Genomic DNA, 22,852 nt, shown 5'->3' with positions numbered 1-22,852 from the left:
GCGAGTCAATCTAGACGGTTGGCGTGGGCTGATCCGCCGCATCTTCGCTGCGATGCAACGCCACCTGACGGATCGACAAGCGAATCTCTGCCGGCAACACCCGTTTGGCCGCGCCTTCGGCCAGTTCGCCGAGCAGCTCGTGATAGCTCAGCTTGCCGGCCTCGTCGCGCTTGAGCACTTGAAGGTCGAGCATCGTCTGGATGAAGTGGCGGAACAGGCTCTTGTCGAAGAATTCCGGGGCGTTCAAGCCATGCAGTATCGACAGGCGCTGGGCCATGACCGTGCACAGGTCTTCCAGCTCTTCGGCGCTGATGCTGTTCTGGCCGCTGTTGAGCAGCAAGGACACGGTCATGTAGAAACGCTGCAACGTCTGGGCGATGCTTTTCGACAGCAGCGTCAGCAGCACAAAATGCCGCGAGCTTGGCGCCGGGCGCAGGTACACGTTGTTTTCGAAACGCAGCAGGCCTTGCTCGACGAAGGCTTCCAGCCACTGGTCGATCACCGCGTCCAGTTCGTCCAGCGACCAGCGAATGAACAACTCCGCTTGCAGGTAGGGGTACAGCGCACGGGTGTAGCGCAGGACCTGTTCGCGGCTCATGCGCGACGCGCTCTGGAAGAAACTCGCGAGCAGCGACGGCAGCGCAAAGATGTGCAGCACGTTGTTGCGGTAGTAGGTCATCAGGACGGCGTTCTGCTCGTCCAGATAGAGAATCTTGCCCAGGGCGTCGCTTTGCTCGGACAGCAGGTCCATGTCCTTCACGTGCTCAATCAGAGTGCGACCATCGCCGTCCGGCAGCGTGGTGTGCGGCGAGTACGGGACTTTGCGCAACAACGCCAGGTACAGGTCGAGGACCCGCGCCATTGCGCGATCGTCCAGGGCCAGGCGGCTGGTGGACAGCAGCGCCAGCGCAACCAGGTTGACCGGGTTGATCGCCGCCGCTTCGTTCAAGTGCCGGGCGACTTTTTCACCGAGGCGGTTGGTGGTTTCGTTGAGCCAGGCCGGTTTGAACTGCGGGCCCAGTGCCTGCGTGCGCCAGTCCGGCTGCTCGCTGTCGAGGAATTGCGCGAGTTTGATCGGCTCGCCGAAGTTCACCGCCACTTGACCGAAGCGCTGCTTGAGCGCGCCGATGACTTTGAAGATGTCGAAGATCGATTCTTTCTTCTTGGTCGCGCCCCGCAACTCGCCAAGGTAGGTGCGGCCTTCCAGCACGCGCTCGTAACCGATGTACACCGGTACGAAGACGATGGGCATGCGCGACGAACGCAGGAAGCTGCGCAAGGTAATCGCCAGCATCCCGGTCTTCGGTTGCAGCATGCGCCCGGTGCGTGAGCGGCCGCCCTCGACGAAGTATTCGACCGGGAAGCCTTTGGTGAAGAGGGTGTGCAGGTATTCGTTGAATACCGAGGTGTACAGCGGGTTGCCCTTGAAGGTGCGGCGCATGAAAAACGCACCGCCGCGACGCAGCAGGCCACCGATCCCGGGCATGTTGAGGTTGATCCCGGCGGCGATGTGCGGCGGGGTCAGGCCATTGCGGAACAACAGATAGGACAGCAGCAGGTAGTCGATATGGCTGCGGTGGCAGGGTACGTAGATCACTTCGTACCCCGGGGCGACTTTTTGCACCCCTTCGATGTTGTTGACCTTGATGCCGTCGTAGATCTTGTTCCAGAACCAGCTCAGCACCACTTCCATGAAGCGGATCGCAGTGTAGGTGTAGTCCGAGGCGATCTCGTTGCCGTAGCGCAGGGCTTGGGCCTTGGCTTTTTCCGCAGAGATGTTTTCACGCTCGGCTTCGTCGAGGATCGCTTGCTTGACCAGCGGCTGGTTGACCAGGCCCTTGACCAGATTGCGCCGGTGGGAAATATCCGGTCCGATGACGGCGGCTTTGAGGTTGCGAAAGTGCACCCGCAAAATGCGCTGGGCCATGCGCACGGTGCGCTCGTGGCCCTTGTTGTGCTCGATCAGTTCGCGCAGGTGGATCGGCGCGGAGAACTGCACGCGGGTCTTGCGCCCCAGCACGATGATGCTGAGCAAGCGACGCAAACGCCCGGTAACGGCCCAGCTGTCGGCGAACAACAGTTTCCATGGACTGTTTTCGCTGTCCGGCGACTGGCCCCAGAACACGCTGACGGGAATGATCTGCGCGTCTTCGGCAGCGTTCTGGCTCAAGGCGCTGACCAGGCGGGTCAGGGTGGGCGGTGCGCCGCGCTTGTCCTGGCGGCCTAGCCAGTCCGGATCCGGGGTCAGGTAGAAGAACGCGGCCGGTTCCAGCAGGTTGCCCACCGAGACTGGCAGCACCGGGCGCGGCAGGCCGGCCTTGGTGCATTCGGTGTCGACCACGGCGAGGTCGGTCAGCGAAGGATTTTGCAGAACGTAGAACACCGGACGACTGCGGTCGAGGTTGAGGGTGAACGACGACTGGTTGATCGTCTCCGAGCGAACCCAGAGGTACAACAGCCGGCGCAGGGTGCCAAACACAAGACGGCGGAACGGGGAGCGGGTCATACGGCTTCTGCGTGAGTGAATAAAACCGAGCGTTTGCTCGGGCGCTCGATAGTGTGCCGGATTCGCTGAAAATCGGCAAAAAAGCAGTCAACCAATCTGTAGTTGAGACTTTTTGTGTGTGTCATATACTCGGCCGCTCAAAATAAAAACAACGGGGGTACTGACATGGCTACGCGCGAAACCGGCAATGTGAAGTGGTTCAACGACGCCAAGGGCTACGGCTTTATTCAGCGCGAGGACGGGGTGGACGTGTTCGTGCATTACCGCGCGATTCGCGGGGAAGGGCATCGCTCGCTGACCGAGGGTCAGCAGGTGGAATACGCGGTGGTGACCGGCGAGAAGGGCTTGCAGGCTGAGGATGTGGTAGGTCTGTAACTCGGATCTTCAGATCACCCAGAACCAATGTGGGAGCGAGCAAGCCCGCTCCCACATGTGATTGGCGTCGTTTACGCGGTTTTCCAGGTGATCTCTTCTTCACCATCGGCGCTGATGCGAATCCAGCGATCCGCCGTCTCTTCACCTTCTTCCTCGACCCAGCTACCCGGTGCGCAGCGCACTTCGACGTTGAGTGCGGCGAACGCGGCGCGGGCGCAGGCGATATCGTCGTCCCACGGCGTCTGGTCGCTTTCCAGGTACAGGCTGTTCCATTTCCCTACGGCCTTGGGCAACCAGGTTACTGGCACGTTGCCGGCCTTGCATTTGTAGGTCTGGCCTTTCTGCACCCAGTCGGTGCACGGGCCCAATGCCGTGCCGAGCCAGGCCGAGATGGCCTTGTGGTCGACGTCGGCGTCTTTCAGGTAAATCTCGATATCGGGTTGGCGCATGGATGTCCTCACTGCGTGTCTGAAAAATCCATTCGCGGATTTAGCCGGCCTCGGGCCGTTGCCCAAGGCCAAAAATGTTTGAAGTTATTGAAGTACGAAATAATCGTAGCGCATCGACACGGTGACCTCGAAAGGCTCGACCTGCTCGATAACCGCTGCCCGGCGTTCGGCACTGGCACGCCAGCCGTGGGGCGTCATGGCCAGCAGGTTCGCCCGGTCCTGACCGCTGGCAAGCGTCAGTTTGAATGTCAGGGTTTCGCTGTGTGCCAGTGCCATGCCTTCGGGCACCAGGTCCAGGTGCTTGTCGTCGATGTACTCGCGGACTTCGTCGTACAGCCGCTCACGCAGCTCCATCAGGTGGCCGCTGGTCGGCCCGACTTTCATCAGGCCGCCGCCGGGGCTGAGCAGGCGCTTGGCTTCTTCCCAATCCAGCGGGCTGAAGACACTGGCCAGGAACTGGCAGCTGCCCGACGCGAGCGGCACGCGGGCCATGCTGGCGATTAACCAGGTGAGTCCGGGATTGCGTTTGCAGGCACGCTTGACCGCTTCCCGGGAAATGTCCAGGGCGTAGCCGTCGGCGTCCGGCAAGGCGTCGGCGATCTGCGCGGTGTAATAGCCCTCGCCACAACCGATGTCCACCCAGCGCTGTGGCGCGTAGCCGGCAGCCAGTTCCGCGAGGCGCTTGGCCACCGGCGCGTAATGGCCGGCGTTGAGGAAGTCGCGGCGGGCCTCGACCATCGCCTGGTTATCCCCAGGGTCGCGGCTGTTCTTGTGCTGCACCGGCAACAGGTTCAGGTAACCCTGGCGCGCGCGGTCGAAACGATGCCCGGCGGGGCAGGCCACGCCGTTGTCCACCGCGCTCAGCGGTTCGCTGCAGATCGGACATGCCAGCATCAGGCGAGCAACTTGATCAGGGTCTGGTAGTAGATTTCGGTGAGCACATCGAGATCGGCCGCCAGCACCCGCTCATTGACCTGGTGGATGGTCGCGTTGACCGGCCCCAGCTCAACCACTTGCGTGCCCATGGTCGCGATGAAGCGGCCATCGGAGGTACCACCACTGGTGGACGCCTTGGTTTCCCGACCGGTGATGTCCTTGATGCTCGACGACACCGCATCGAGCAGCGCGCCCGGTTCGGTGAGGAACGGCAGGCCGGACAATGCCCAATCGATGTGCCAGTCCAGGCCATGCTTGTCGAGGATATCGGCGACGCGCTTCTGCAGGCCTTCGACGGTGGATTCGGTGGAGAAGCGAAAGTTGAACACCGCGATCAGGTCACCCGGGATCACGTTGGTCGCGCCGGTCCCGGAGTTGACGTTGGAAATCTGGAAACTGGTCGGCGGGAAGAAATCGTTGCCGTGGTCCCAGTGCTCGGCGGCCAGTTCGGCCAAGGCCGGAGCTGCAAGGTGGATCGGGTTCTTCGCCAGGTGCGGGTAGGCCACGTGGCCCTGAACACCGCGTACGGTAAGCTTGGCGCCGAGGGAGCCGCGACGGCCGTTCTTGACCACGTCACCGACCAGGGTGGTGCTCGACGGTTCGCCGACGATGCACCAGTCCAGACGCTCCTTGCGCGCGGCCAGGCGTTCAACCACCGCCTTGGTGCCGTGATGCGCCGGGCCTTCTTCATCGCTGGTGATCAGGAAGGCGACCTTACCCTTGTGGTCCGGGTAGTCGGCGACGAAACGCTCGGCGGCCACGGTCATCGACGCCAGGCTGCCTTTCATGTCCGCCGCGCCGCGGCCGCAGAGCATGCCGTGCTCGTCGATCACCGCGTTGAACGGGTCGATCTGCCAGGCCGTCACGGGACCGGTCGGCACCACGTCGGTGTGGCCGGCGAAGCACAGCACGGGCCCATCGTGTTTGCCGTGGGTGGCCCAGAAGTTATCCACATCTTCGATGCGCATCGGTTCCAGGGCAAAACCGGCATCGCCCAGGCGCTGCATCATCTGCTTCTGGCAATCGGCATCGACCGGGGTCACGGACGGACGGCGGATCAGGTCGATGGCGAGTTGAAGGGTCGGCGAAAGGTCGGCGTGGGCCGTCATGGAAAACTCCGGAAGCTGTAAATGCGGGAGCGAGCCTGCTCGCGATGGCGGTCTGTCAGCCAACATAGTTGTTGAATGTGACGGACTCATCGCCAGCAGGCTGGCTCCCACAGGTATTGGGTCGGGCCATAAGGCCGCTGGGCGCGCAAAATGGCGGTTATCTTAAAGCAAAACGGCGACCATTGGCCGCCGTTTAGTGCATCCGGGCTGATTTAGACCACCGGTGCCGTTTGCCCCTCGACCGACGGTTTCGGCAGCGACGACAGGAACGCCATGATCAGCGCGGCCAGGTACGGCAGCGACTGCACCAGCAACATGGTCACCCAGAAGCGCATGTCGTTGCTCGGCATGCCGTTCACCAGGTAAATGCCCAGGGCCGCGCCCCACAACAGCAACATGATGAACACTTCTTCTCGAGCCTCGGAAATCGCCACCCAAAAGCCGTGGTTATCGGCGTTTTTCGGCGTGCGGAAGAACGGAATGCTGCTGGTGAAGAAGCCGTACAGCACTGCCTTGGCGATGGTGTGCGACAACGCCAGCCCGGCCAGCGCCGCGCAGAATGCGTCCTTGAGGTTCACGCCCACCGCACGACGGTAGAGGAAGATGATCTTGCCGACCTTGAACACGAACAGCGCCAAGGGCGGGATGGCGAAAATCAGCAGCGGCGGGTCGACCCGTTGCGGCACGATGATCATCGCCGCCGACCACAACAATGCGCCGACGGTGAAGAAGATGTTCATGCCATCGGCCACCCACGGTAACCAACCCGCGAGGAAGTGGTAGCGCTGGCCGCGCGTCAGTTGGGTGTCCTTGCCGCGCAGCAGGCTGGCGGTGTGGCGCTTGATGATCTGGATGGCGCCGTAGGCCCAGCGGAAACGCTGTTTCTTGAAGTCGATGAAGGTATCGGGCATCAAGCCTTTGCCGTAGCTGTCGTGGTAATACGCCGCCGACAGGCCTTTTTCGAACACGCGCAAGCCCAGTTCGGCGTCTTCGCAGATGCACCAGTCGGCCCAGCCCAGTTCTTCGAGCACCGAGCGGCGGGTCATGGTCATGGTGCCGTGCTGGATGATCGCGTCACGGTCGTTGCGGGTGACCATGCCAATGTGGAAGAAGCCTTTGTATTCCGCGTAGCAAAGCTTCTTGAAGGTGCTTTCGTTCTGGTCGCGGTAATCCTGCGGCGATTGCACCACGGCAATCTTCGGATCGGCGAAGTGCGGCACCATGTGCTTGAGCCAGTTGGGGTGCACGCAGTAATCGGAGTCGATCACGGCGATCACTTCCGCATCCTTGGCGGTGTGCGGAATCAGGTAGTTCAGCGCGCCGCCCTTGAAACCGGCCAAGGGTGCGACGTGGAAGAACTTGAAGCGCGGACCGAGGGTTGCGCAGTAATCGCGCACCGGTTCCCAGACCGCCGGGTCCTTGGTGTTGTTGTCGATGATCAGGACTTCGAAGTCCGGATAGTCGAGGTTGGCCAGGGCGTTGAGGGTCTGTTTGACCATCTCCGGCGGCTCGTTGTAGCAGGGCACGTGGATCGACACTTTTGGACGGTAGCTGGAGTCGCCTTCCACCGGCAGGAACTCGCGTCGGCGCTTGTGCACCCACACGGCTTCGGCCAGTTCATGGGCCTCGGTCAGCAATACGATGAATACACCGAGCGCACCAAGTGCTAGCAGGAATCCTACGGTCAGGCTGAACCATGTGCTGTATTGCTGGCTGTAGTCATAACCGATCCACACCAGCACCGAACCGCAGAGGAACGCGATGAAGGTCAGGAAGGTACGGCCACGCTGACGCAGGGCCGAGCCGTCGATCATCAGCAAGGTCAGCGACAGCAAAGCCAGAACCACCGAGCCGATAGCCAGCACACGCCATTGCGGAATGGCGACCACCGGGCCTTCGAAGTTGAATTTCTGTTGGCGCGCGGCGTTGAACACGCCCCAATAAGCACCCACCGAGCCTTCATCGCTGGCCTTCCACGGTTGGTCGAACGCTTCGATCACGAAGTAGTTGAAGCCCTGGCGGTTGAGCTTGTTGACCAGGGTTCTCAGGTAGATCGCCTGGTCTGCCGGCGACGCATCGGCACCTCCGCGCATGCGGCCGTTGCTCGGCCAGCCCACTTCGGACAGCAGCAGCGGCTTTTTCGGGAACATCTTCTTCAGGTCGCGGGCGCGATCGAGGACGAACTGCCCGGCCTTGTCCATCGGGATGAATTCCCAGTACGGCAGCACGTGGGCGGCGATCAGGTCGACGTGCTTGGCCAGTTCCGGGTGCTCTTTCCAGACGTGCCACTGTTCGGACGTGGTCACCGGCACCTTCACGGCGGCGCGGACGCGGTCCAGCATGACGCTGAGTTCCTGGGCAGTGATTTCCTTGCGGAAGATCGCTTCGTTACCGACCACCACGCGAACCACACTGCGTGAGGTATTGGCGATTTCGATGGCGCGGGTGATTTCGCGCTCGTTGCGCTCCTGGTCCGGGCTGATCCAGATTCCCAGCGTCACCCGCAGGCCGAACTCTTCCGCCAGTTTGGGAATGTTCTCCAGCGTGCCATCGACCGAGTAAGTACGGATGTTGTCCGTCAGCTTGCTCATGATCTCCAGGTCACGACGCATTTGATCGTCGGTCGGGTACTGCTCTTTCTGTGGGAATTGACCCTGCTGGAAAGGTGAGTACGAGAAGCCGGAGATCTGTTCGGGCCAGTTGGGGGCGGTCACCGGGCGATTGATCAGCGCCCAGAAGCCGGTAAACAAGGCAGCGATGGCGAGCACCACCACCAGGTTGAGTCCAAATTTACGCGATGACATAGTTATTTCGGGTTCCAAAGACTGTGGAACGAAGGAACGGTCGGACCGCCAAGGGGCGCGCATCCTACACTGGGCATTCTCTGAACGTACAGCGGACAGGGAATTACCCGATATTGGGCAATTCACTTTCACATAAGTTCTTACACTTACCGCTTGAAGCCTAAAATTTAGTGCTGCGAAGGCCTATACTGCGCGCCGGTTTTTGAGGTGATGGTCATGAGTACAGAAGATCCGCGGTTTGCAGGCATCGCCCGCTTGTATGGCATCGAGGGCCTTGAGCGCCTGCGCGCAGCCCATGTGGCGATCGTCGGCGTCGGCGGCGTCGGTTCCTGGGCGGCGGAAGCCATGGCCCGCTGCGGTGTCGGCGAGATTTCGTTGTTCGACCTGGACGATGTCTGCGTCAGCAACGCCAACCGCCAGCTGCACGCGCTGGACAGCACCGTCGGCAAACCCAAGGTCGAGGTAATGGCCGAGCGCCTGCGCGGGATCAACCCGGATTGCACGGTGCACGCGGTGCCGGATTTCGTCACCCGCGAGACCATGGCCGAGTACATCACACCGAACATCGACTGCGTGATCGACTGCATCGACAGCGTCAACGCGAAAGCGGCGCTGATCGCCTGGTGCAAACGGCGCAAAATCCAGATCATCACCACCGGCGGCGCGGGCGGGCAGATCGACCCGACGCTGATCCAGGTCTGCGACCTCAACCGTACGTTCAACGACCCGCTGGCGTCGAAAGTGCGCTCCACCTTGCGCCGCGACTATGGCTTCTCGCGCACCGTGACCCGTCATTACAGCGTGCCGTGCGTATTCTCCACCGAGCAACTGCGCTACCCGAAACCCGATGGCAGCATTTGTTTGCAGAAGAGTTTTGTCGGTGACGGCGTGAAGCTCGACTGCGCCGGCGGGTTTGGCGCGGTGATGATGGTGACGGCGACCTTCGGCATGGTCGCGGCGACCAAGGCGGTGGACAAGATCGTGGCGGGTGTGCGGCGGCCGGCGGAGCGCGTTAAACCTCAAGCCTGAGGTTGTTGCTGATGGCCTCTTCGCGAGCAAGCCCGCTCCCACATTGGAAATGCGCCGAACACAAATCCCCTGTGGGAGTGGGCTTGCTCCGGGCGGCGTTCCGACGAAGGCGATTAACCGGCCAACTCCATCATCCGCTGAAGCACCGCATTCAGGCCGTTACTACGCGACTGCGACAACTGCCGCCCCAACCCCAATTGATTGAACCACTCCGGCAAATCCACCTGCCGCAACTCAGCCGCTGACAACCCGTTGACCCGCGCCAGCAGCAATGCCACCAGCCCCCGAATCAACCGCGCATCGCTGTTGGCGCTGAACTGCCAATGACCGTCACGTAACTCACCCACCAGCCACACCTGGCTTTCACAGCCGTGCACCCGGTTGGCGTCGCACATGTCCGAGTCGCTCAAGGCGGGCAGGCGCTCGCCCCATTGCATCAACAGCCGCGCACGTTGCTCCCAGCCAGCGGCAGCCTGAAAGGTTTCGAGTGCGGTAACGGCGTCGGCGGGCAAACTCATCGCAGCAACTCCAGCGCCTGGTCCAGGGCTTCAAAGAATCGTTGCAGGTCCTCGGAATCGTTGTACAGCGCCAACGACACCCGAATCGCCCCGGCCAGCTTGTAGCTTTTGAGCAAGGGCATGGCGCAGTGATGACCGGCGCGCACGGCGATGCCCTGTTCGGTCAGCAGGTGCGCCAGATCCGAGTTATGCACACCTTCGACGGTAAAACTGGCCAGGGCCACCTGCGGCGTGCCCAACAAGCGAATGCCGTCGCGTGCCGCAAGTCCTTTCAACAGACAGGCATGCAGCGCTGCTTCATGGGCCGAGACCGCGTCCTGATCGAGACCGACGAGGTAATCCAGGGTTGCCCCCAGCCCGATGACACTGGAGATCGGCGGCGTTCCGGCCTCGAAACCCAGTGGGGCAGGGCGAAAGCGAGCGCTGAGGTAGTCAGCGTCCAGCACCATTTCGCCCCCGAACTGCCAGTGACGCAGTTGCTTGAGCGCCTCGTTGCGCCCGAACAGCACGCCCAGGCCATCGGGGCCGTAGAGCTTGTGGCTGGAAAACACATAAAAGTCGCAGCCCAGCGCCTGCACGTCGTGCCGGCCATGGACCACGCCCTGGGCGCCGTCGATCACGGTCAGCGCGTTGTGTGCCTTTGCCTGCGCCAGCAGCGCGGGTAGCGGTTGCCAGGCGCCGATGACGTTGGACAGCTGGCTGACGGCCAGCAGGCGTGTGCGAGGGCCGATCAACCGTCCGGCGGCTTCAAGGTCGATCACGCCGTCGACATCCAGCGGCAGGATCACCAGCTTGAGGTTGCGACGGGTTGCCAGTTGTTGCCATGGCAGCAGGTTGGCGTGGTGTTCCAGGGCGCTGATGGCAATCTCATCGCCTGGATTGAAGAGAGGCTCCAGGCCATAGGCCAGGAGGTTCAGCGCGGAAGTCGCGCCGTGGGTGAAGATGATTTGACCGCTGTCGCCGGCATTGAGCCAATGGGCGGCTTTGCGCCGACTGTCCTCGAACGCCTGAGTGGCGTGAGCGCCGGGCAGGTGTTGCGCCCGATGCACGTTGGCCGCGCCGTTGGCGTAGTAATGCGCCAGGGCATCGAGCAGGGCTTGGGGTTTTTGCGTGGTGGCGGCGTTGTCCAGGTAGGTCTGGCCTTGCCGTTGCAGGGCGGCGATGGCTGGAAAGTCGGCGCGCCAGGGAGAGAGAATCATCATGCTATCGGGCCCTGGTGAACATGGGCGGGGTATACACAAGACACTGTGGGAGCGAGCCTGCCCGCGAAGGCGTCCATATGGATGCCAGAAGCTTCGCGAGCAGGCTCGCTCCCACAAGTGCCTGCGGCACTTAGTTGTGAGCGTGCAGTGCTTCGTTCAGTTCGATCGCCGATTTGTGGGTTTTGCATTCCACGGCACCGGTTTCCGAGTTACGACGGAACAGCAGGTCGGTCTGGCCGGCCAGTTCACGGGCCTTCACGACCTTGACCAGCTTGTTGTTCTCGTCCAGCAGCGCCACCTTGGTGCCAGCGGTCACGTACAGGCCCGATTCAACGGTGTTGCGGTCGCCCAACGGGATGCCGATACCGGCGTTGGCGCCAATCAGGCAGCCTTCGCCCACCTTGATCACGATGTTGCCGCCACCCGACAGGGTGCCCATGGTCGAGCAACCGCCGCCCAGGTCCGAACCCTTGCCGACGAATACGCCGGCGGAAACGCGGCCTTCGATCATGCCCGGGCCTTCGGTGCCGGCGTTGAAGTTGATGAAGCCTTCGTGCATCACGGTGGTGCCTTCGCCCACGTAGGCGCCCAGGCGCAGGCGCGCCGCGTCAGCGATACGCACACCCGCCGGTACCACGTAGTCGGTCATTTTCGGGAACTTGTCCACCGAGAACACCTCCAGCAGCTCGCCGCGCAGGCGGGCTTCGAGTTGATGCTCGGCCAGTTCGGCGAGGTCGATTGCGCCCTGGCTGGTCCAGGCCACGTTCGGCAGCAGCGGGAACACGCCCGCCAGGTTCAGGCCGTGCGGCTTGACCAGGCGATGGGACAACAGGTGCAGCTTGAGGTAGGCCTCAGGCGTGGAGGTCAGCTGTGCATCTTCGGCCAGGACAGTGGCGACCAGCGGCTTGTGGCTCTCGGCCAGACGGGTCAGCAGGGCGGCCTGGGTAGCGTCGACGGCTTTCACGGCTTCAGCCAGTTGCGAGGCTTGCGCGGTGGTGAAGGTGATGGCCTGGTTGCCTTCGCTGTAGCCCAGGATCGGCGCGATGGCAGCGACCAGTTCGGCCGAAGGATTAAGCAGCGGCTGTGCGTAAAATACTTCCAGCCAGGCGCCTTGACGGTTTTGAGTGCCGACACCAAAGGCCAGGCTGAATGGGGTAGTGGACATGTTGATACCTCTAACAAAATTGAAACGGGCTGCTTACTTGAGCGCGGCCGCGTAGATATCTGGCTTGAAGCCAATCAGGGTTCGGTCACCGAGATCGAGCACCGGGCGCTTGATCATCGAAGGTTGTGCGAGCATCAATTCAATGGCTTTCGGCTGGTCGAGATCGGCTTTGCGTTCGTCGTCGAGCTTGCGAAAGGTCGTGCCTGCACGGTTCAACACCACTTCCCAGCCGTGCTCGTTGCACCATTGGGTCAGGTGTTCACGGTCGATACCGACCGCTTTGTAATCATGGAAGTCATAGCTGACAGCATGTTCATCAAGCCAGGTGCGCGCCTTTTTCATGGTGTCGCAGGCCTTGATGCCGAAAAGGTGCAACGTTTTACTTGAAACGGTCAAGGAATCGCCCCCTTTACAGGTGTCGGAAATAAAAGGTGTCGGATTATGCCATGGCCGGACGGTTTCGCGGCGGCTGTAGGACAAAACCTGTGGTAACGCGGTTGTGACAGCGTGCGACATAGGTACAAGGGCCAGCACATAGTCTAAGCGGCTAATATGGCACTTCAAATGCTGTCGATTGTCCGGGAACCCCGTTTTATGCAAACCGCCTACACCGTCCTGATCCTGTTGATGCTGGTGGGCGTTTCACGCTTGCTGGGGCGGGTGATCCCGCTTCCATTGCCGTTGGTGCAAATTGCCGCGGGTGCCTTGCTGGCCTGGCCGACCCTCGGCCTGCATGTGGCGCTGGACCCCGAATTGTTCCTGTTCCTGTTCCTGCCGCCGCTGTTGTTTTCCGACGGTTGGCGCATGCCCAAGCGTGAATTCTGGCAGCTACGTGGACCGATCCTGACCCTGGCCGTGGGTTTGGTGCTGTTTACCGTGGTCGGCGCCGGGTATTTCATTCACTGGTTGCTGCCAGGTATCCCGCTGCCCGTGGCGTTTGCGTTGGCGGCAGTGCTGTCGCCCACGGACGCCGTGGCGGTCTCGGCGATCTCCCAGAATCGCTTGCCGACGCCCTTGATGCACATTCTGCAGGGCGAGGCGCTGATGAACGATGCCTCGGGTCTGGTGACCTTCAAGTTCGCGCTTGTGGCCGCCGTGACCGGGGCATTCTCGCTGGCCAACGCCAGTGTCACCTTTGTCTTGGTGGCGGTGGGCGGCCTGGCGATTGGCGTCGCGTTGAGCTGGCTGGTGGGGCGCCTGCGCGCGTGGATGATCGCCCGTGGCTGGGATGACCCGGCCACCCACGTCGTGTTCATGTTGTTGCTGCCGTTTGCCGCGTACGTGCTGGCCGAGCGCGTGGGTGCATCGGGCATCCTGTCGGCGGTAGCGGCGGGGATGATGCAGAGCTGGCTCGACCTGCTGCCGCGCCAGACCAACACGCGGCTGCTCAATCGCAGTGTCTGGTCATTGCTGGAATTCGCCTTCAATGGCCTGATTTTCCTGCTGTTGGGCTTGCAGTTGCCAGACATCATCAAGGCCGTTGCCAGCCATGAAACCTCGCTGTGGCCGACGCTGTTGTATCGCTGCTTCGATGTGCTGGCGATTTTCCTGGTGTTGCTGGTGCTGCGGTTCGTCTGGGTGCAAAGCATCTGGCGCCTGTCCATTCTGTTGCGGCGCTGGCGTGGCAAGGCTGAGATTACCCGGGTGCCGAGCGCCCGTTCCTGCTGGTTGCTGACCGTCGGTGGCGTGCGCGGGGCAGTGACGCTGGCGGGTGTGATGTCGGTGCCGATGTTCATGGGTGCCGACGCATTTCCCGAGCGTGACCTGCTGATCTTCATCGCGGCCGGGGTGATTCTGCTGTCGTTGATCGCCGCCTGCATCGCCTTGCCGTTGCTGCTGCGCGGCATCGAGAAAAGCCCGGACGACAAGCGCCGCAATGAAGTGCGCGACGCCTGGCGCAAAACCGCCGAAGCAGCCATCCATGCCCTTGAAACCGAAGAGGTCAACCCACAGGACGCCGCTCAAGCGGCGCTGGCGGCAGAGCTCAAGGCGCGGATCATGTCCGAATATCGGCATCAGCTGGAGGTGTTCAATGACTCGGCCGAAGCCCAGTCACTGGCGTTCCAGATGGATTTGCTGGAGCGGCGTTTGCGCTTGAAGGCGCTGCGGGCGCAGCGCCTGGAGCTGTACAGCCTCAGTCGTCATCACCAGATCGGCGATGACGTGTTGCGTGAGGTGTTGGGTGAGCTGGATCTGAGTGAAGCCAAGCTCGGCCAGGTGAAATAACCCCGCGGTTATTTGCGGCGCTGGATGAAGTCGCGGATACGTTGCGCAGCCTCGACACACTCGGCCAACGGCGCAACCAGCGCCATGCGCACACGGCCGGCACCCGGATTGACGCCATCGACATCCCGCGACAGGTAGGAGCCCGGCACCACGGTCACATGCTCCTGCTCGAACAGGTCGCGGCAGAAGGCTGCGTCGTCACCGGCCACATTCGGCCACAGGTAAAAACCGCCGTCCGGGCGTTGCACGTCCAGCACCGGGCTGAGGATTTCCAGCACGGCGTCATACTTTTCGCGATACAGCGCACGGTTGGCGCGTACGTGTACTTCGTCGTTCCACGCGGCGACGCTGGCCAGTTGGGTCTGGACCGGCATCGCGCAGCCGTGGTAGGTGCGATAGAGCAGGAAGCCCTTGAGAATATCCGCGTCACCGGCCACGAAGCCCGAACGCAGGCCCGGCAGGTTGGAGCGCTTGGACAGGCTGTGGAAGACCACGCAACGCTTGAAATCCTTGCGGCCCAATTCCACGCACGCGCTGAGCAGGCCGGCCGGCGGCGTCTGTTCGTTGAAATACAGCTCGCTGTAGCATTCGTCGGCGGCGATCACGAAGTCGTGTTCGTCAGCCAGGGCAATCAGCTTCTTCAGGGTGTCGACCGGGATCAACGCGCCGGTCGGGTTACCCGGCGAGCACAGGAACAGGATCTGGCAGCGTTTCCAGATGTCCGGGGAAACGGCATCGAAATCCGGGTTGAAGCCGTTTTCGTCCAGGCACGGCAGGTAGTGCGGCTTGGCCCCGGCGAGGAACGCGGCGCCTTCGTAGATCTGGTAGAAGGGGTTGGGGCTGACCACCAGGGCATCGTCGCCACGATTGACCACGGTCTGGGTGAAGGCGAACAGCGCTTCACGGGTACCGTTGACCGGCAGCACGTTGCGCGCCGGGTCGATCCAGCCGTTCGGCACGCCGAAGCGACGCTCGCACCAGGCGGCGATGGCTTCGCGCAGCGCGGGGATACCGAGGGTGGTCGGGTACACGGCCATCTGATCCAGGTTGCTGGCCAACGCCTCGGCGACGAAGCTGGGCGAGCGGTGCTTGGGTTCGCCGATCGACAGCGCGATAGGGCGCTTGTCCGGGTTGGGCGTGACGCTGCCGAGCAGGGCGCGGAGCTTTTCGAACGGGTAGGGCTGGAGCTGGGTCAGGGCGTTGTTCATGAGGGCCTCGTTCAATGTGGGAGCGGGCTTGCTCGCGAAAGCGGTGTGTCTGTCGCCATCAATGGTGTTTGACAGGACGCTTTCGCGAGCAAGCCCGCTCCCACAGGGGGAATATGTATATTCAGATACTGATGCGCGACAACTTGATATCGGGTTCCTGGTTAACACTCAACTGCTCGACGATTGCGTCTTGCAACCGACTGCACAACAACGGGTCGGACAACGGCTGGTTGTTCGCGTCGGTAATGAAGAACACGTCTTCCACGCGCTCGCCGAGGGTGGCGATCTTGGCGTTTTGCAGCGACAGGTCGAACTCCAGGAAAATCGTGCCGACCCGTGCCAGCAGGCCAGGGCGGTCAGGGGCGGTCAGTTCCAGTACGGTCACCGGACGCTGGGCGTCATTGTGGATCGTCACCTGTGGCGCAAAGGCGAAATGCTTGAGCTGGCGCGGCACCCGACGCTGGATGATGGTCGGGTAATCGTCCGGATTGCGCAGGGCTTCGGTCAGGCCGTCACGGATCTGCTTGACCCGCGCCGGATTATCGCCGATCGAGTCGCCGTCGGTGTCGAGCACAATGTAGGTGTCGAGGGTGAACTGGCTGCTGGAGGTGATGACCCGGGCGTCATGGATGTTCAGGTTGAGCTGGTCCATCGCGGCCACGGTCACGGCGAAGAAGTCGTGCTGGTCCGGTGCGTAGATGAAGATCTGCGTGCCACCCTCGAACTCGCGCTGGGTGGTTTCCTTGATCAGCACCAGCGGCCCGCCGTCGGCTGGCTGCTGGAGGATCGCATCACTGTGCCAGGCGACGTCGCCGGCAGTGTGGCGCAGGAAATAGTCATCACCCAGTTGCGCCCACAATTGCTCGACGTCGTCCGGGTCGGTGCCGCCCCGCACGAGGATGTCCAGCGCGGCGCTTTGGGTCTGGCGGATTTGCTCTTCGCGGTCCACCGGGTTCTCCAGGCCGCGACGCAGGGCGCGCTTGGTTTCGGTATAGAGCTGGCGCAGCAGGCTGGCCCGCCAGGAGTTCCACAGCGTCGGGTTGGTGGCATTGATGTCGGCGACCGTCAGCACGTACAGGTAGTCGAGGCGGGTTTCGTCGCCCACGGTCTGGGCGAAATCATGGATCACCTGCGGGTCGGACAAATCCTTGCGCTGGGCCGTGGTCGACATCACCAGGTGGTTTTGCACCAGCCAGACGATCAGGCGGCTGTCCCACACCGGCAACTGATGGCGCTGGCAGAAGGCCTCTGCGTCGACCGCGCCGATTTCCGAGTGATCGCCGTGCCGGCCCTTGCCGATGTCGTGGTACAGGCCGGCCAGGTAGATCAGTTCGGGCTTGGGCAGCTTGGCCATGAGCTTGCTGGCCAGCGGGAATTTCTCCGAGACCTGGGTGTACTGCAGCTTACGCAGGTGCTTGATCAGGTTCAGGGTGTGGGCGTCGACCGTATAGATATGGAACAGGTCGTGCTGCATCTGCCCGACGATGAAACCGAATTCCGGCAGATAACGCCCGAGAATGCCGTAGCGGTTCATCCGGCGCAGGTTGCGGTGGATGCCGATCTTGCATTTGAACAGCTCGATGAACAGGCTGGTGTTGCGAATGTCGTTGCGGAAGTTGTCGTCGATCAGGTGCCGATTCTCGCGCAGCAGACGAATGGTGTCGGCACGCACACCCTTGATTTCCGGTTGTTGGGCCATCAGCACGAAAATCTCGAGCATGGCGAACGGCGTGCGGCGGAACACATTGTCGTTGCGCGCTTCGATATAGCCGTCGTGCAGCTGGAATCGCGAGTTGACCGGTTGTGGCGGTGCCGCATCCTCCGGCGCGAGGATGACTTCCTCGAAGTGCTGGATGATCAGGTCGCTGAGCTGGGCAATGCTCATGACCACGCGGAAATATTGCTGCATGAAGTTCTCGACGGCCTGCTTGGCGTCGTCCCCCTCAAACCCCAGCAGCCCGGCAATGGTGCGCTGGTGATCGAACAGCAGGCGGTCTTCGGAGCGTCCGGCGAGCATGTGCAGGGCGTACCGGACCTTCCACAGGAACTCCTGGGAGGAAGCCAGCAAGGCGTTTTCACTTTCGACCAGGAACCCTTCGCCGGCCAGTGCCCGCAAGTTCAAGGTGCCGTATTCGCGACGGGCCACCCAGAGGATCGTCTGGATATCCCGCAAGCCACCGGGCGAGCCCTTGACGTTGGGTTCCAGGTTGTATTCGGTGTCGTTGTACTTGTGGTGACGAGCCTTCTGCTCGGCGCGCTTGGCCAGGAAGAAGTCCTTGCTCGGCCACATGTGCGCGGTGCTGGTGACATCCAGCATGCGTTGGCGCAAGTGTTCCGGGCCGCAGATGGTGCGGCTTTCCATCAGGTTGGTCACGACTGTCAGGTCGGCGCGGGCCTCCTGGGCACACTCCTCGACCGACCGAACACTCTGGCCGACTTCCAGGCCGATGTCCCACAGCAGGGTCAGGAAACGCTCGATGGAATCGCGGAAAACCTCGTGGTCGGCACTGTCGAGCAGGATCAACAGGTCGATGTCGGAATAGGGGTGCAGCTCGCCACGGCCGTAGCCGCCGACCGCGACCAGCGCGATGTCGGCGTCTTCACTCCAGTCGAACTGTTCCCAGGCCTTTTGCAGGAGGTTGTCGACGAACCAGGCGCGGTCCTCGATCAATCGGCGAATGTCCCGGCCGCTGCGAAAGCGTCCGTCGAGCACTTCGCGAGCCTGGCGGATCGCCTTCTTGAAGGCCGCGATCGGGCTGGCCTTCAGGGCCAGTTCAGCCTGGAACTGGCCACGATCGAAGAGTTCGGGATCCACCTGCGGCATTGATTGGCTTTCCTTTCTATAGGCTGGGGACGGTGACGGGATCAGGCCGAAACGCGGGGGATGGTGTCATCGCTGCGCAAGGTGAAGATCTCGTAGCCGGTTTCGGTCACCAGGAGGGTGTGCTCCCACTGCGCCGACAGCTTGCGATCCTTGGTGATCGCGGTCCAGCCATCGCCCAGCACCTTGGTGTCGGCCTTGCCCTGGTTGATCATCGGCTCGATGGTGAAGGTCATGCCGGCTTTGAGCTCCATGCCGGTGCCGGCACGGCCGTAGTGCAAAATCTGCGGCTCTTCGTGGAACACCTTGCCGATGCCGTGGCCGCAGAACTCGCGAACCACCGAGAAGCCGTTTTTCTCGGCGTGCTTCTGGATGATTTCACCGATGTCGCCCAGGCGGCAGCCGGGCTTGACGATTTCGATCGCCTTGTACATGCATTCCTGGGTTACTTGCGACAGGCGCTCGGCCCAGACAGGTACGGTGCCGACGTGGAACATGCGGCTGGTGTCGCCGTGGTAGCCGTCCTTGATGACGGTGACGTCGATGTTCAAGGTGTCGCCATCCTTGAGCGGCTTGTCGTTCGGGATGCCGTGGCAGACCACGTGGTTGATCGAGGTGCAGATCGACTTCGGGTAGCCCTTGTAATTCAGCGGGGCAGGGATGGCCTTCTGTTCGTTGACGATATAGTCGTGACAGATCTGGTTCAGTTGATCGGTGGTAACGCCCGGTTTGACATGTTCGGCAATCATTTCCAGCACATCGGCGGCCAGTTTGCCGGCGACGCGCATTTTTGCGATGTCCTCGGGGGTTTTGAGGGTGACGGTCATACAGGCTCTCTCTGCGCTCGATGGCGCTTTCTTGACGAAAAGGGCGTTGCGCGATCGCTCTTCGCAGCCCTGAAAAACGCGATTCTAACAGACGATCAACGCAAATCCGCGGCTCTGTGCATCGCTTCTCTTTATAGAATGGTGCATTCTGGGCGGATTCCAAGGGGGTGATGATGAGCATTCGCCTCGATTGTAGAATCCGGGTTCCGTTTTTCCCTGCCTTGTGATATAAAATGCGCCGCTTTCCGGGGATGCCCCGAAAAGCCTAAATCCACACACGTGTCGACACGATGACCTGGGTGCCGCAAGCGAAATGCTGGTGGTTGGTCATTGGGATACGTGGAGGCCAAACCCGACTTATTAAGGAACTATCATGTCCCAAGTCAACATGCGCGATATGCTGAAGGCCGGTGTGCACTTCGGTCACCAGACCCGTTACTGGAACCCGAAAATGGGTAAATACATTTTCGGCGCGCGTAACAAGATCCACATCATCAACCTTGAAAAAACCCTGCCAATGTTCAACGAAGCTCTGACTTTCGTAGAGCGTCTGGCCCAGGGCAAAAACAAGATTCTGTTCGTCGGCACCAAGCGTTCCGCTGGCAAGATCGTTGCTGAAGAAGCAGCACGTTGCGGTTCGCCGTACGTCGATCACCGCTGGTTGGGCGGCATGCTGACCAACTTCAAGACCATCCGTGCTTCCATCAAGCGTCTGCGTGACCTTGAAGTACAAGCCGAAGACGGTACTTTCGCCAAGCTGACCAAGAAAGAAGCGCTGATGCGCTCCCGTGACCTGGAAAAGCTGGATCGTTCCCTGGGTGGTATCAAGGACATGGGCGGTCTGCCAGACGCTCTGTTCGTTATCGACGTTGATCACGAGCGCATCGCGATCACCGAAGCCAACAAGCTGGGCATCCCGGTCATCGGCGTTGTCGATACCAACAGCAGCCCGGAAGGCGTTGACTACATCATCCCAGGCAACGATGACGCAATCCGCGCTATCCAGCTGTACATGGGTTCGATGGCTGACGCTGTGATCCGTGGTCGCAACAACGTTGCCGGCGGCACCGTAGAGTTCGCAGCTGAAGAAACTCAGGCTGCAGCTGAGTAATTGACGCCCTGGCGTTGACTCAGTAAGCAAAAAGGGGGCTTGGCCCCCTTTTTGCCACCTCGAAAACCATTTGTCGGCGCCCACTGATCTATCTGTAACGTGCGGCAGCTAACAAGGATGGTTCGGGAAGAATTGAACGCCCGTTCGATCGGGTGGAATGGTTGATAACCTATCCAAGAGGAATTTAGAAATGGCAGAGATTACTGCAGCGTTGGTCAAAGAACTGCGCGAGCGTACTGGCGAAGGCATGATGGACTGCAAAAAAGCCTTGACCAAGGCTGGCGGCGACATCGAAAAAGCCATTGATGACATGCGTGCTTCGGGCGCCATCAAGGCTGCCAAGAAAGCGGGCAACGTTGCCGCTGAAGGCGCTATCGCCATCAAGGCTGACGACAAGTCCGCCGTACTGCTGGAAGTGAACTCGCAGACCGACTTCCTGGCCCTGCAAGACGACTTCAAGAACTTCGTTGCTGCCAGCGTAGAAAAAGCCTTTGCTGAAAAACTGACCGACGCAGCTCCGCTGATCGCCGCTCAGGAATCGGCTCGTGAAGCCCTGGTGGCCAAAGTTGGCGAAAACGTCAACATCCGTCGCCTGGTTCGCGTTGAAGGTGACGTGGTCGGTACTTACCTGCACGGCAACAAGATCGGTGTTGCTGTTGTTCTCAAGGGCGGCGATGTTCAGCTGGCCAAAGAGATCGCCATGCACGTGGCTGCAAGCAACCCTGAGTTCCTGCTGCCTTCGCAGGTTTCGCCAGAAGCCATCGAGCGTGAAAAGGGCGTTTTCATGTCCTTGAACGAAGACAAGATGAAAGGCAAGCCTGCTGAAATCGTCGAGAAGATGATTGCTGGCCGTATCACCAAGTTCCTGGCCGAAGCCAGCCTGGTTGAGCAAGCTTTCGTCATGAACCCAGAGCTCACCGTTGGTGCCCTGGCCAAGAAAGCCGGCGCTGAAATCGTTTCCTTCACCTACTTCAAGGTAGGCGAAGGCATCGAGAAGCCAGTTGACAACTTCGCTGAAGAAGTTGCCGCACAACTGGCTGCCGCCAAGCAATAAGACGGTTTTTTTAACTGTCGCCCTGAAGAGGCTGCCCGCTCACGCGCGCAGCCTCTTTTCAGATGGGCAGCCAATTTTTATTGGCTTCCGTTTGGAACTGGCTTACAAAGCCATGTTCCGATGGCGCTGAAGCAGCGCCACGCTAGAGTGAACGCCAGCTGAAAACAGCTCGCAAAGAATTTTTTAAAATACGCCGCAGGAGAGATTCGCAATGGCTCAGCAGGGCAGTGGTTATCAGGCTCGCTATAAACGCATTCTACTCAAGCTTAGCGGCGAGGCCCTGATGGGCTCGGAAGAGTTCGGGATCGACCCGAAAGTTCTGGATCGCATGGCGCTGGAAGTCGGCCAACTGGTCGGTATCGGTGTCCAGGTCGGCCTGGTGATCGGCGGCGGCAACCTGTTCCGCGGCGAAGCGCTCAGCAAGGCGGGCATGGACCGGGTCACCGGCGACCACATGGGCATGCTGGCCACTGTGATGAACGCCCTGGCCATGCGCGATGCGCTGGAACGTGCCAATATCTCGGCCATCGTGATGTCGGCCATCTCCATGGTTGGTGTGACCGATCACTACGATCGCCGCAAGGCCATGCGCCACTTGAACTCCAAGGACGTGGTGATTTTCGCGGCCGGCACCGGCAACCCGTTCTTCACTACGGATTCGGCTGCTTGCCTGCGTGCAATTGAAATCGACGCCGATGTCGTGCTCAAGGCAACCAAGGTCGATGGCGTCTACACCGCTGACCCATTCAAAGACCCGCATGCCGAGAAGTTCGATCATCTGACCTACGATGAAGTACTGGATCGCAAGCTGGGCGTGATGGATCTGACGGCTATTTGCCTGTGCCGCGACCACAAGATGCCGTTGCGCGTATTTAACATGAACAAGCCCGGCGCCCTGCTGAACATCGTGCACGGTGGCGCTGAAGGGACCCTGATCGAGGAAGGCCAACAATGATCAACGAAATCAAGAAAGACGCTCAAGAGCGCATGCAGAAGTCCGTCGAATCGCTGGCGCACAACTTCGGTCGTATCCGTACCGGCCAGGCTCACCCGAGCATCCTGGAAGGTGTGATGGTGCCGTACTACGGTGCCGATACCCCGATCAAGCAAGTAGCCAACATCACCGTCAAAGATGCTCGCACCCTGCAAGTCGTTGCCTTTGAGCGCAACATGCTGGGCGCCGTCGACAAGGCGATCGGTAGCGCTGGCCTGAACCTGAACCCGACCAACCTGGGCGAGCTGCTGCTGATCTCCATGCCGGCCCTGACCGAAGAAACCCGCAAGGGCTTCACCAAGCAGGCGCGTGACGTGGCTGAAGACGCGCGTGTTGCTGTGCGCAACATCCGTCGCGATGCCAACAGCCAGCTCAAGGATCTGGTCAAGGAAAAGGAAATCAGCGAAGACGAAGAGCGTCGCGCAACCGGCGAAATCGATGATCTGACCAAGAAGTACGTGGCTCAAATCGACGCGAACCTGGCGCAGAAAGAAAAAGACCTGATGGCCGTATAAGGG

General features: G+C 61.1%; 19 protein-coding genes. 7 read left to right on the top strand and 12 right to left on the bottom strand.

Features of this window, described 5'->3' with window-relative positions; all coding sequences use genetic code 11:
• Positions 1 to 10 precede the first annotated feature (10 nt).
• A complete protein-coding gene (plsB, locus tag NQL71_RS08865) occupies positions 11 to 2,506 on the bottom strand; it encodes a glycerol-3-phosphate 1-O-acyltransferase PlsB (RefSeq protein ID WP_166618525.1) in 2,496 nt (831 codons plus the stop codon).
• Positions 2,507 to 2,671: 165 nt separating this feature from the next.
• On the opposite strand from plsB, the gene NQL71_RS08860 reads away from it, so the two are divergent.
• Positions 2,672 to 2,881, top strand: coding sequence for a cold-shock protein (locus tag NQL71_RS08860; protein ID WP_007964248.1), 210 nt, complete (start codon positions 2,672 to 2,674; stop codon positions 2,879 to 2,881).
• Positions 2,882 to 2,952: 71 nt separating this feature from the next.
• Here NQL71_RS08860 and NQL71_RS08855 read toward each other — a convergent pair whose 3' ends face one another.
• The 4 genes from NQL71_RS08855 to NQL71_RS08840 all read right to left on the bottom strand — a co-directional run bounded on the left by NQL71_RS08855 (position 2,953) and on the right by NQL71_RS08840 (position 8,179).
• Positions 2,953 to 3,330 (bottom strand): hypothetical protein, encoded by a 378-nt coding sequence (locus NQL71_RS08855; protein WP_046816499.1) that lies wholly within the window; start codon positions 3,328 to 3,330, stop codon positions 2,953 to 2,955.
• Between the two features lie 84 nt (positions 3,331 to 3,414).
• Positions 3,415 to 4,224, bottom strand: coding sequence for a putative RNA methyltransferase (locus NQL71_RS08850; protein WP_166618524.1), 810 nt, complete (start codon positions 4,222 to 4,224; stop codon positions 3,415 to 3,417).
• On the bottom strand, positions 4,224 to 5,375 hold the full coding sequence (gene dapE / locus NQL71_RS08845; RefSeq protein WP_046816501.1) for a succinyl-diaminopimelate desuccinylase: 1,152 nt from the start codon (positions 5,373 to 5,375) through the stop codon (positions 4,224 to 4,226). Before dapE ends, NQL71_RS08850 begins: the two co-directional genes overlap by 1 nt.
• A 212-nt stretch (positions 5,376 to 5,587) precedes the next feature.
• Positions 5,588 to 8,179, bottom strand: coding sequence for a glycosyltransferase (locus tag NQL71_RS08840; protein WP_046816502.1), 2,592 nt, complete (start codon positions 8,177 to 8,179; stop codon positions 5,588 to 5,590).
• A gap of 210 nt (positions 8,180 to 8,389) precedes the next feature.
• Here NQL71_RS08840 and tcdA point away from each other — a divergent pair, with 210 nt between their 5' ends.
• A complete protein-coding gene (gene tcdA / locus NQL71_RS08835) occupies positions 8,390 to 9,208 on the top strand; it encodes a tRNA cyclic N6-threonylcarbamoyladenosine(37) synthase TcdA (protein WP_046816503.1) in 819 nt (272 codons plus the stop codon).
• A 113-nt stretch (positions 9,209 to 9,321) separates the two neighbouring features.
• Here tcdA and NQL71_RS08830 read toward each other — a convergent pair whose 3' ends face one another.
• The 4 genes from NQL71_RS08830 to NQL71_RS08815 all read right to left on the bottom strand — a co-directional run bounded on the left by NQL71_RS08830 (position 9,322) and on the right by NQL71_RS08815 (position 12,489).
• A complete protein-coding gene (locus NQL71_RS08830) occupies positions 9,322 to 9,726 on the bottom strand; it encodes a SufE family protein (RefSeq protein ID WP_166618522.1) in 405 nt (134 codons plus the stop codon).
• The gene (locus NQL71_RS08825; RefSeq protein ID WP_274642525.1) at positions 9,723 to 10,928 is read right to left on the bottom strand and encodes an aminotransferase class V-fold PLP-dependent enzyme; all 1,206 of its coding nucleotides are present in this window, start codon (positions 10,926 to 10,928) and stop codon (positions 9,723 to 9,725) included. The genes NQL71_RS08830 and NQL71_RS08825 overlap by 4 nt, the downstream gene beginning before the upstream one ends.
• Before the next feature lie 130 nt (positions 10,929 to 11,058).
• The gene (dapD, locus tag NQL71_RS08820; RefSeq protein WP_046816506.1) at positions 11,059 to 12,093 is read right to left on the bottom strand and encodes a 2,3,4,5-tetrahydropyridine-2,6-dicarboxylate N-succinyltransferase; all 1,035 of its coding nucleotides are present in this window, start codon (positions 12,091 to 12,093) and stop codon (positions 11,059 to 11,061) included.
• A gap of 33 nt (positions 12,094 to 12,126) precedes the next feature.
• Positions 12,127 to 12,489, bottom strand: coding sequence for an ArsC family reductase (locus NQL71_RS08815; protein ID WP_046816507.1), 363 nt, complete (start codon positions 12,487 to 12,489; stop codon positions 12,127 to 12,129).
• A 198-nt stretch (positions 12,490 to 12,687) separates the two neighbouring features.
• Between NQL71_RS08815 and NQL71_RS08810 the strand changes: the two genes are divergently transcribed.
• The gene (locus NQL71_RS08810; RefSeq protein WP_274642524.1) at positions 12,688 to 14,319 is read left to right on the top strand and encodes a Na+/H+ antiporter; all 1,632 of its coding nucleotides are present in this window, start codon (positions 12,688 to 12,690) and stop codon (positions 14,317 to 14,319) included.
• An 8-nt stretch (positions 14,320 to 14,327) separates the two neighbouring features.
• Here the strand turns inward: NQL71_RS08810 and dapC are convergent, their stop codons facing one another.
• The 3 genes from dapC to map form a co-directional block, all read right to left on the bottom strand.
• Positions 14,328 to 15,527, bottom strand: a complete 1,200-nt coding sequence (dapC, locus tag NQL71_RS08805; protein WP_248686055.1) for a succinyldiaminopimelate transaminase — start codon at positions 15,525 to 15,527, stop codon at positions 14,328 to 14,330.
• 121 nt (positions 15,528 to 15,648) lie between these two features.
• Positions 15,649 to 18,351, bottom strand: a complete 2,703-nt coding sequence (locus NQL71_RS08800) for a [protein-PII] uridylyltransferase (protein WP_046816510.1) — start codon at positions 18,349 to 18,351, stop codon at positions 15,649 to 15,651.
• Positions 18,352 to 18,392: 41 nt separating this feature from the next.
• The gene (gene map, locus NQL71_RS08795; protein ID WP_046816511.1) at positions 18,393 to 19,175 is read right to left on the bottom strand and encodes a type I methionyl aminopeptidase; all 783 of its coding nucleotides are present in this window, start codon (positions 19,173 to 19,175) and stop codon (positions 18,393 to 18,395) included.
• 373 nt (positions 19,176 to 19,548) lie between these two features.
• On the opposite strand from map, the gene rpsB reads away from it, so the two are divergent.
• The 4 genes from rpsB to frr all read left to right on the top strand — a co-directional run bounded on the left by rpsB (position 19,549) and on the right by frr (position 22,849).
• Positions 19,549 to 20,286: a 30S ribosomal protein S2 gene (gene rpsB / locus NQL71_RS08790; RefSeq protein WP_003222119.1), complete on the top strand. Its 738-nt coding sequence runs from the start codon at positions 19,549 to 19,551 to the stop codon at positions 20,284 to 20,286.
• A 190-nt stretch (positions 20,287 to 20,476) separates the two neighbouring features.
• A complete protein-coding gene (gene tsf / locus NQL71_RS08785; RefSeq protein ID WP_046816512.1) occupies positions 20,477 to 21,340 on the top strand; it encodes a translation elongation factor Ts in 864 nt (287 codons plus the stop codon).
• Positions 21,341 to 21,551: 211 nt separating this feature from the next.
• Positions 21,552 to 22,295: a UMP kinase gene (pyrH, locus tag NQL71_RS08780; protein ID WP_003222124.1), complete on the top strand. Its 744-nt coding sequence runs from the start codon at positions 21,552 to 21,554 to the stop codon at positions 22,293 to 22,295.
• Positions 22,292 to 22,849: a ribosome recycling factor gene (frr, locus tag NQL71_RS08775; protein WP_008057309.1), complete on the top strand. Its 558-nt coding sequence runs from the start codon at positions 22,292 to 22,294 to the stop codon at positions 22,847 to 22,849. The genes pyrH and frr overlap by 4 nt, the downstream gene beginning before the upstream one ends.
• Positions 22,850 to 22,852: the final 3 nt, after the last annotated feature.

This window comes from Pseudomonas serbica, assembly GCF_028823535.1.
GTDB lineage: Bacteria > Pseudomonadota > Gammaproteobacteria > Pseudomonadales > Pseudomonadaceae > Aquipseudomonas > Aquipseudomonas serbica.
The sequence above is the reverse complement of the archived record's forward strand: the minus strand, read 5'-3'. Positions and strand labels throughout refer to the sequence as shown.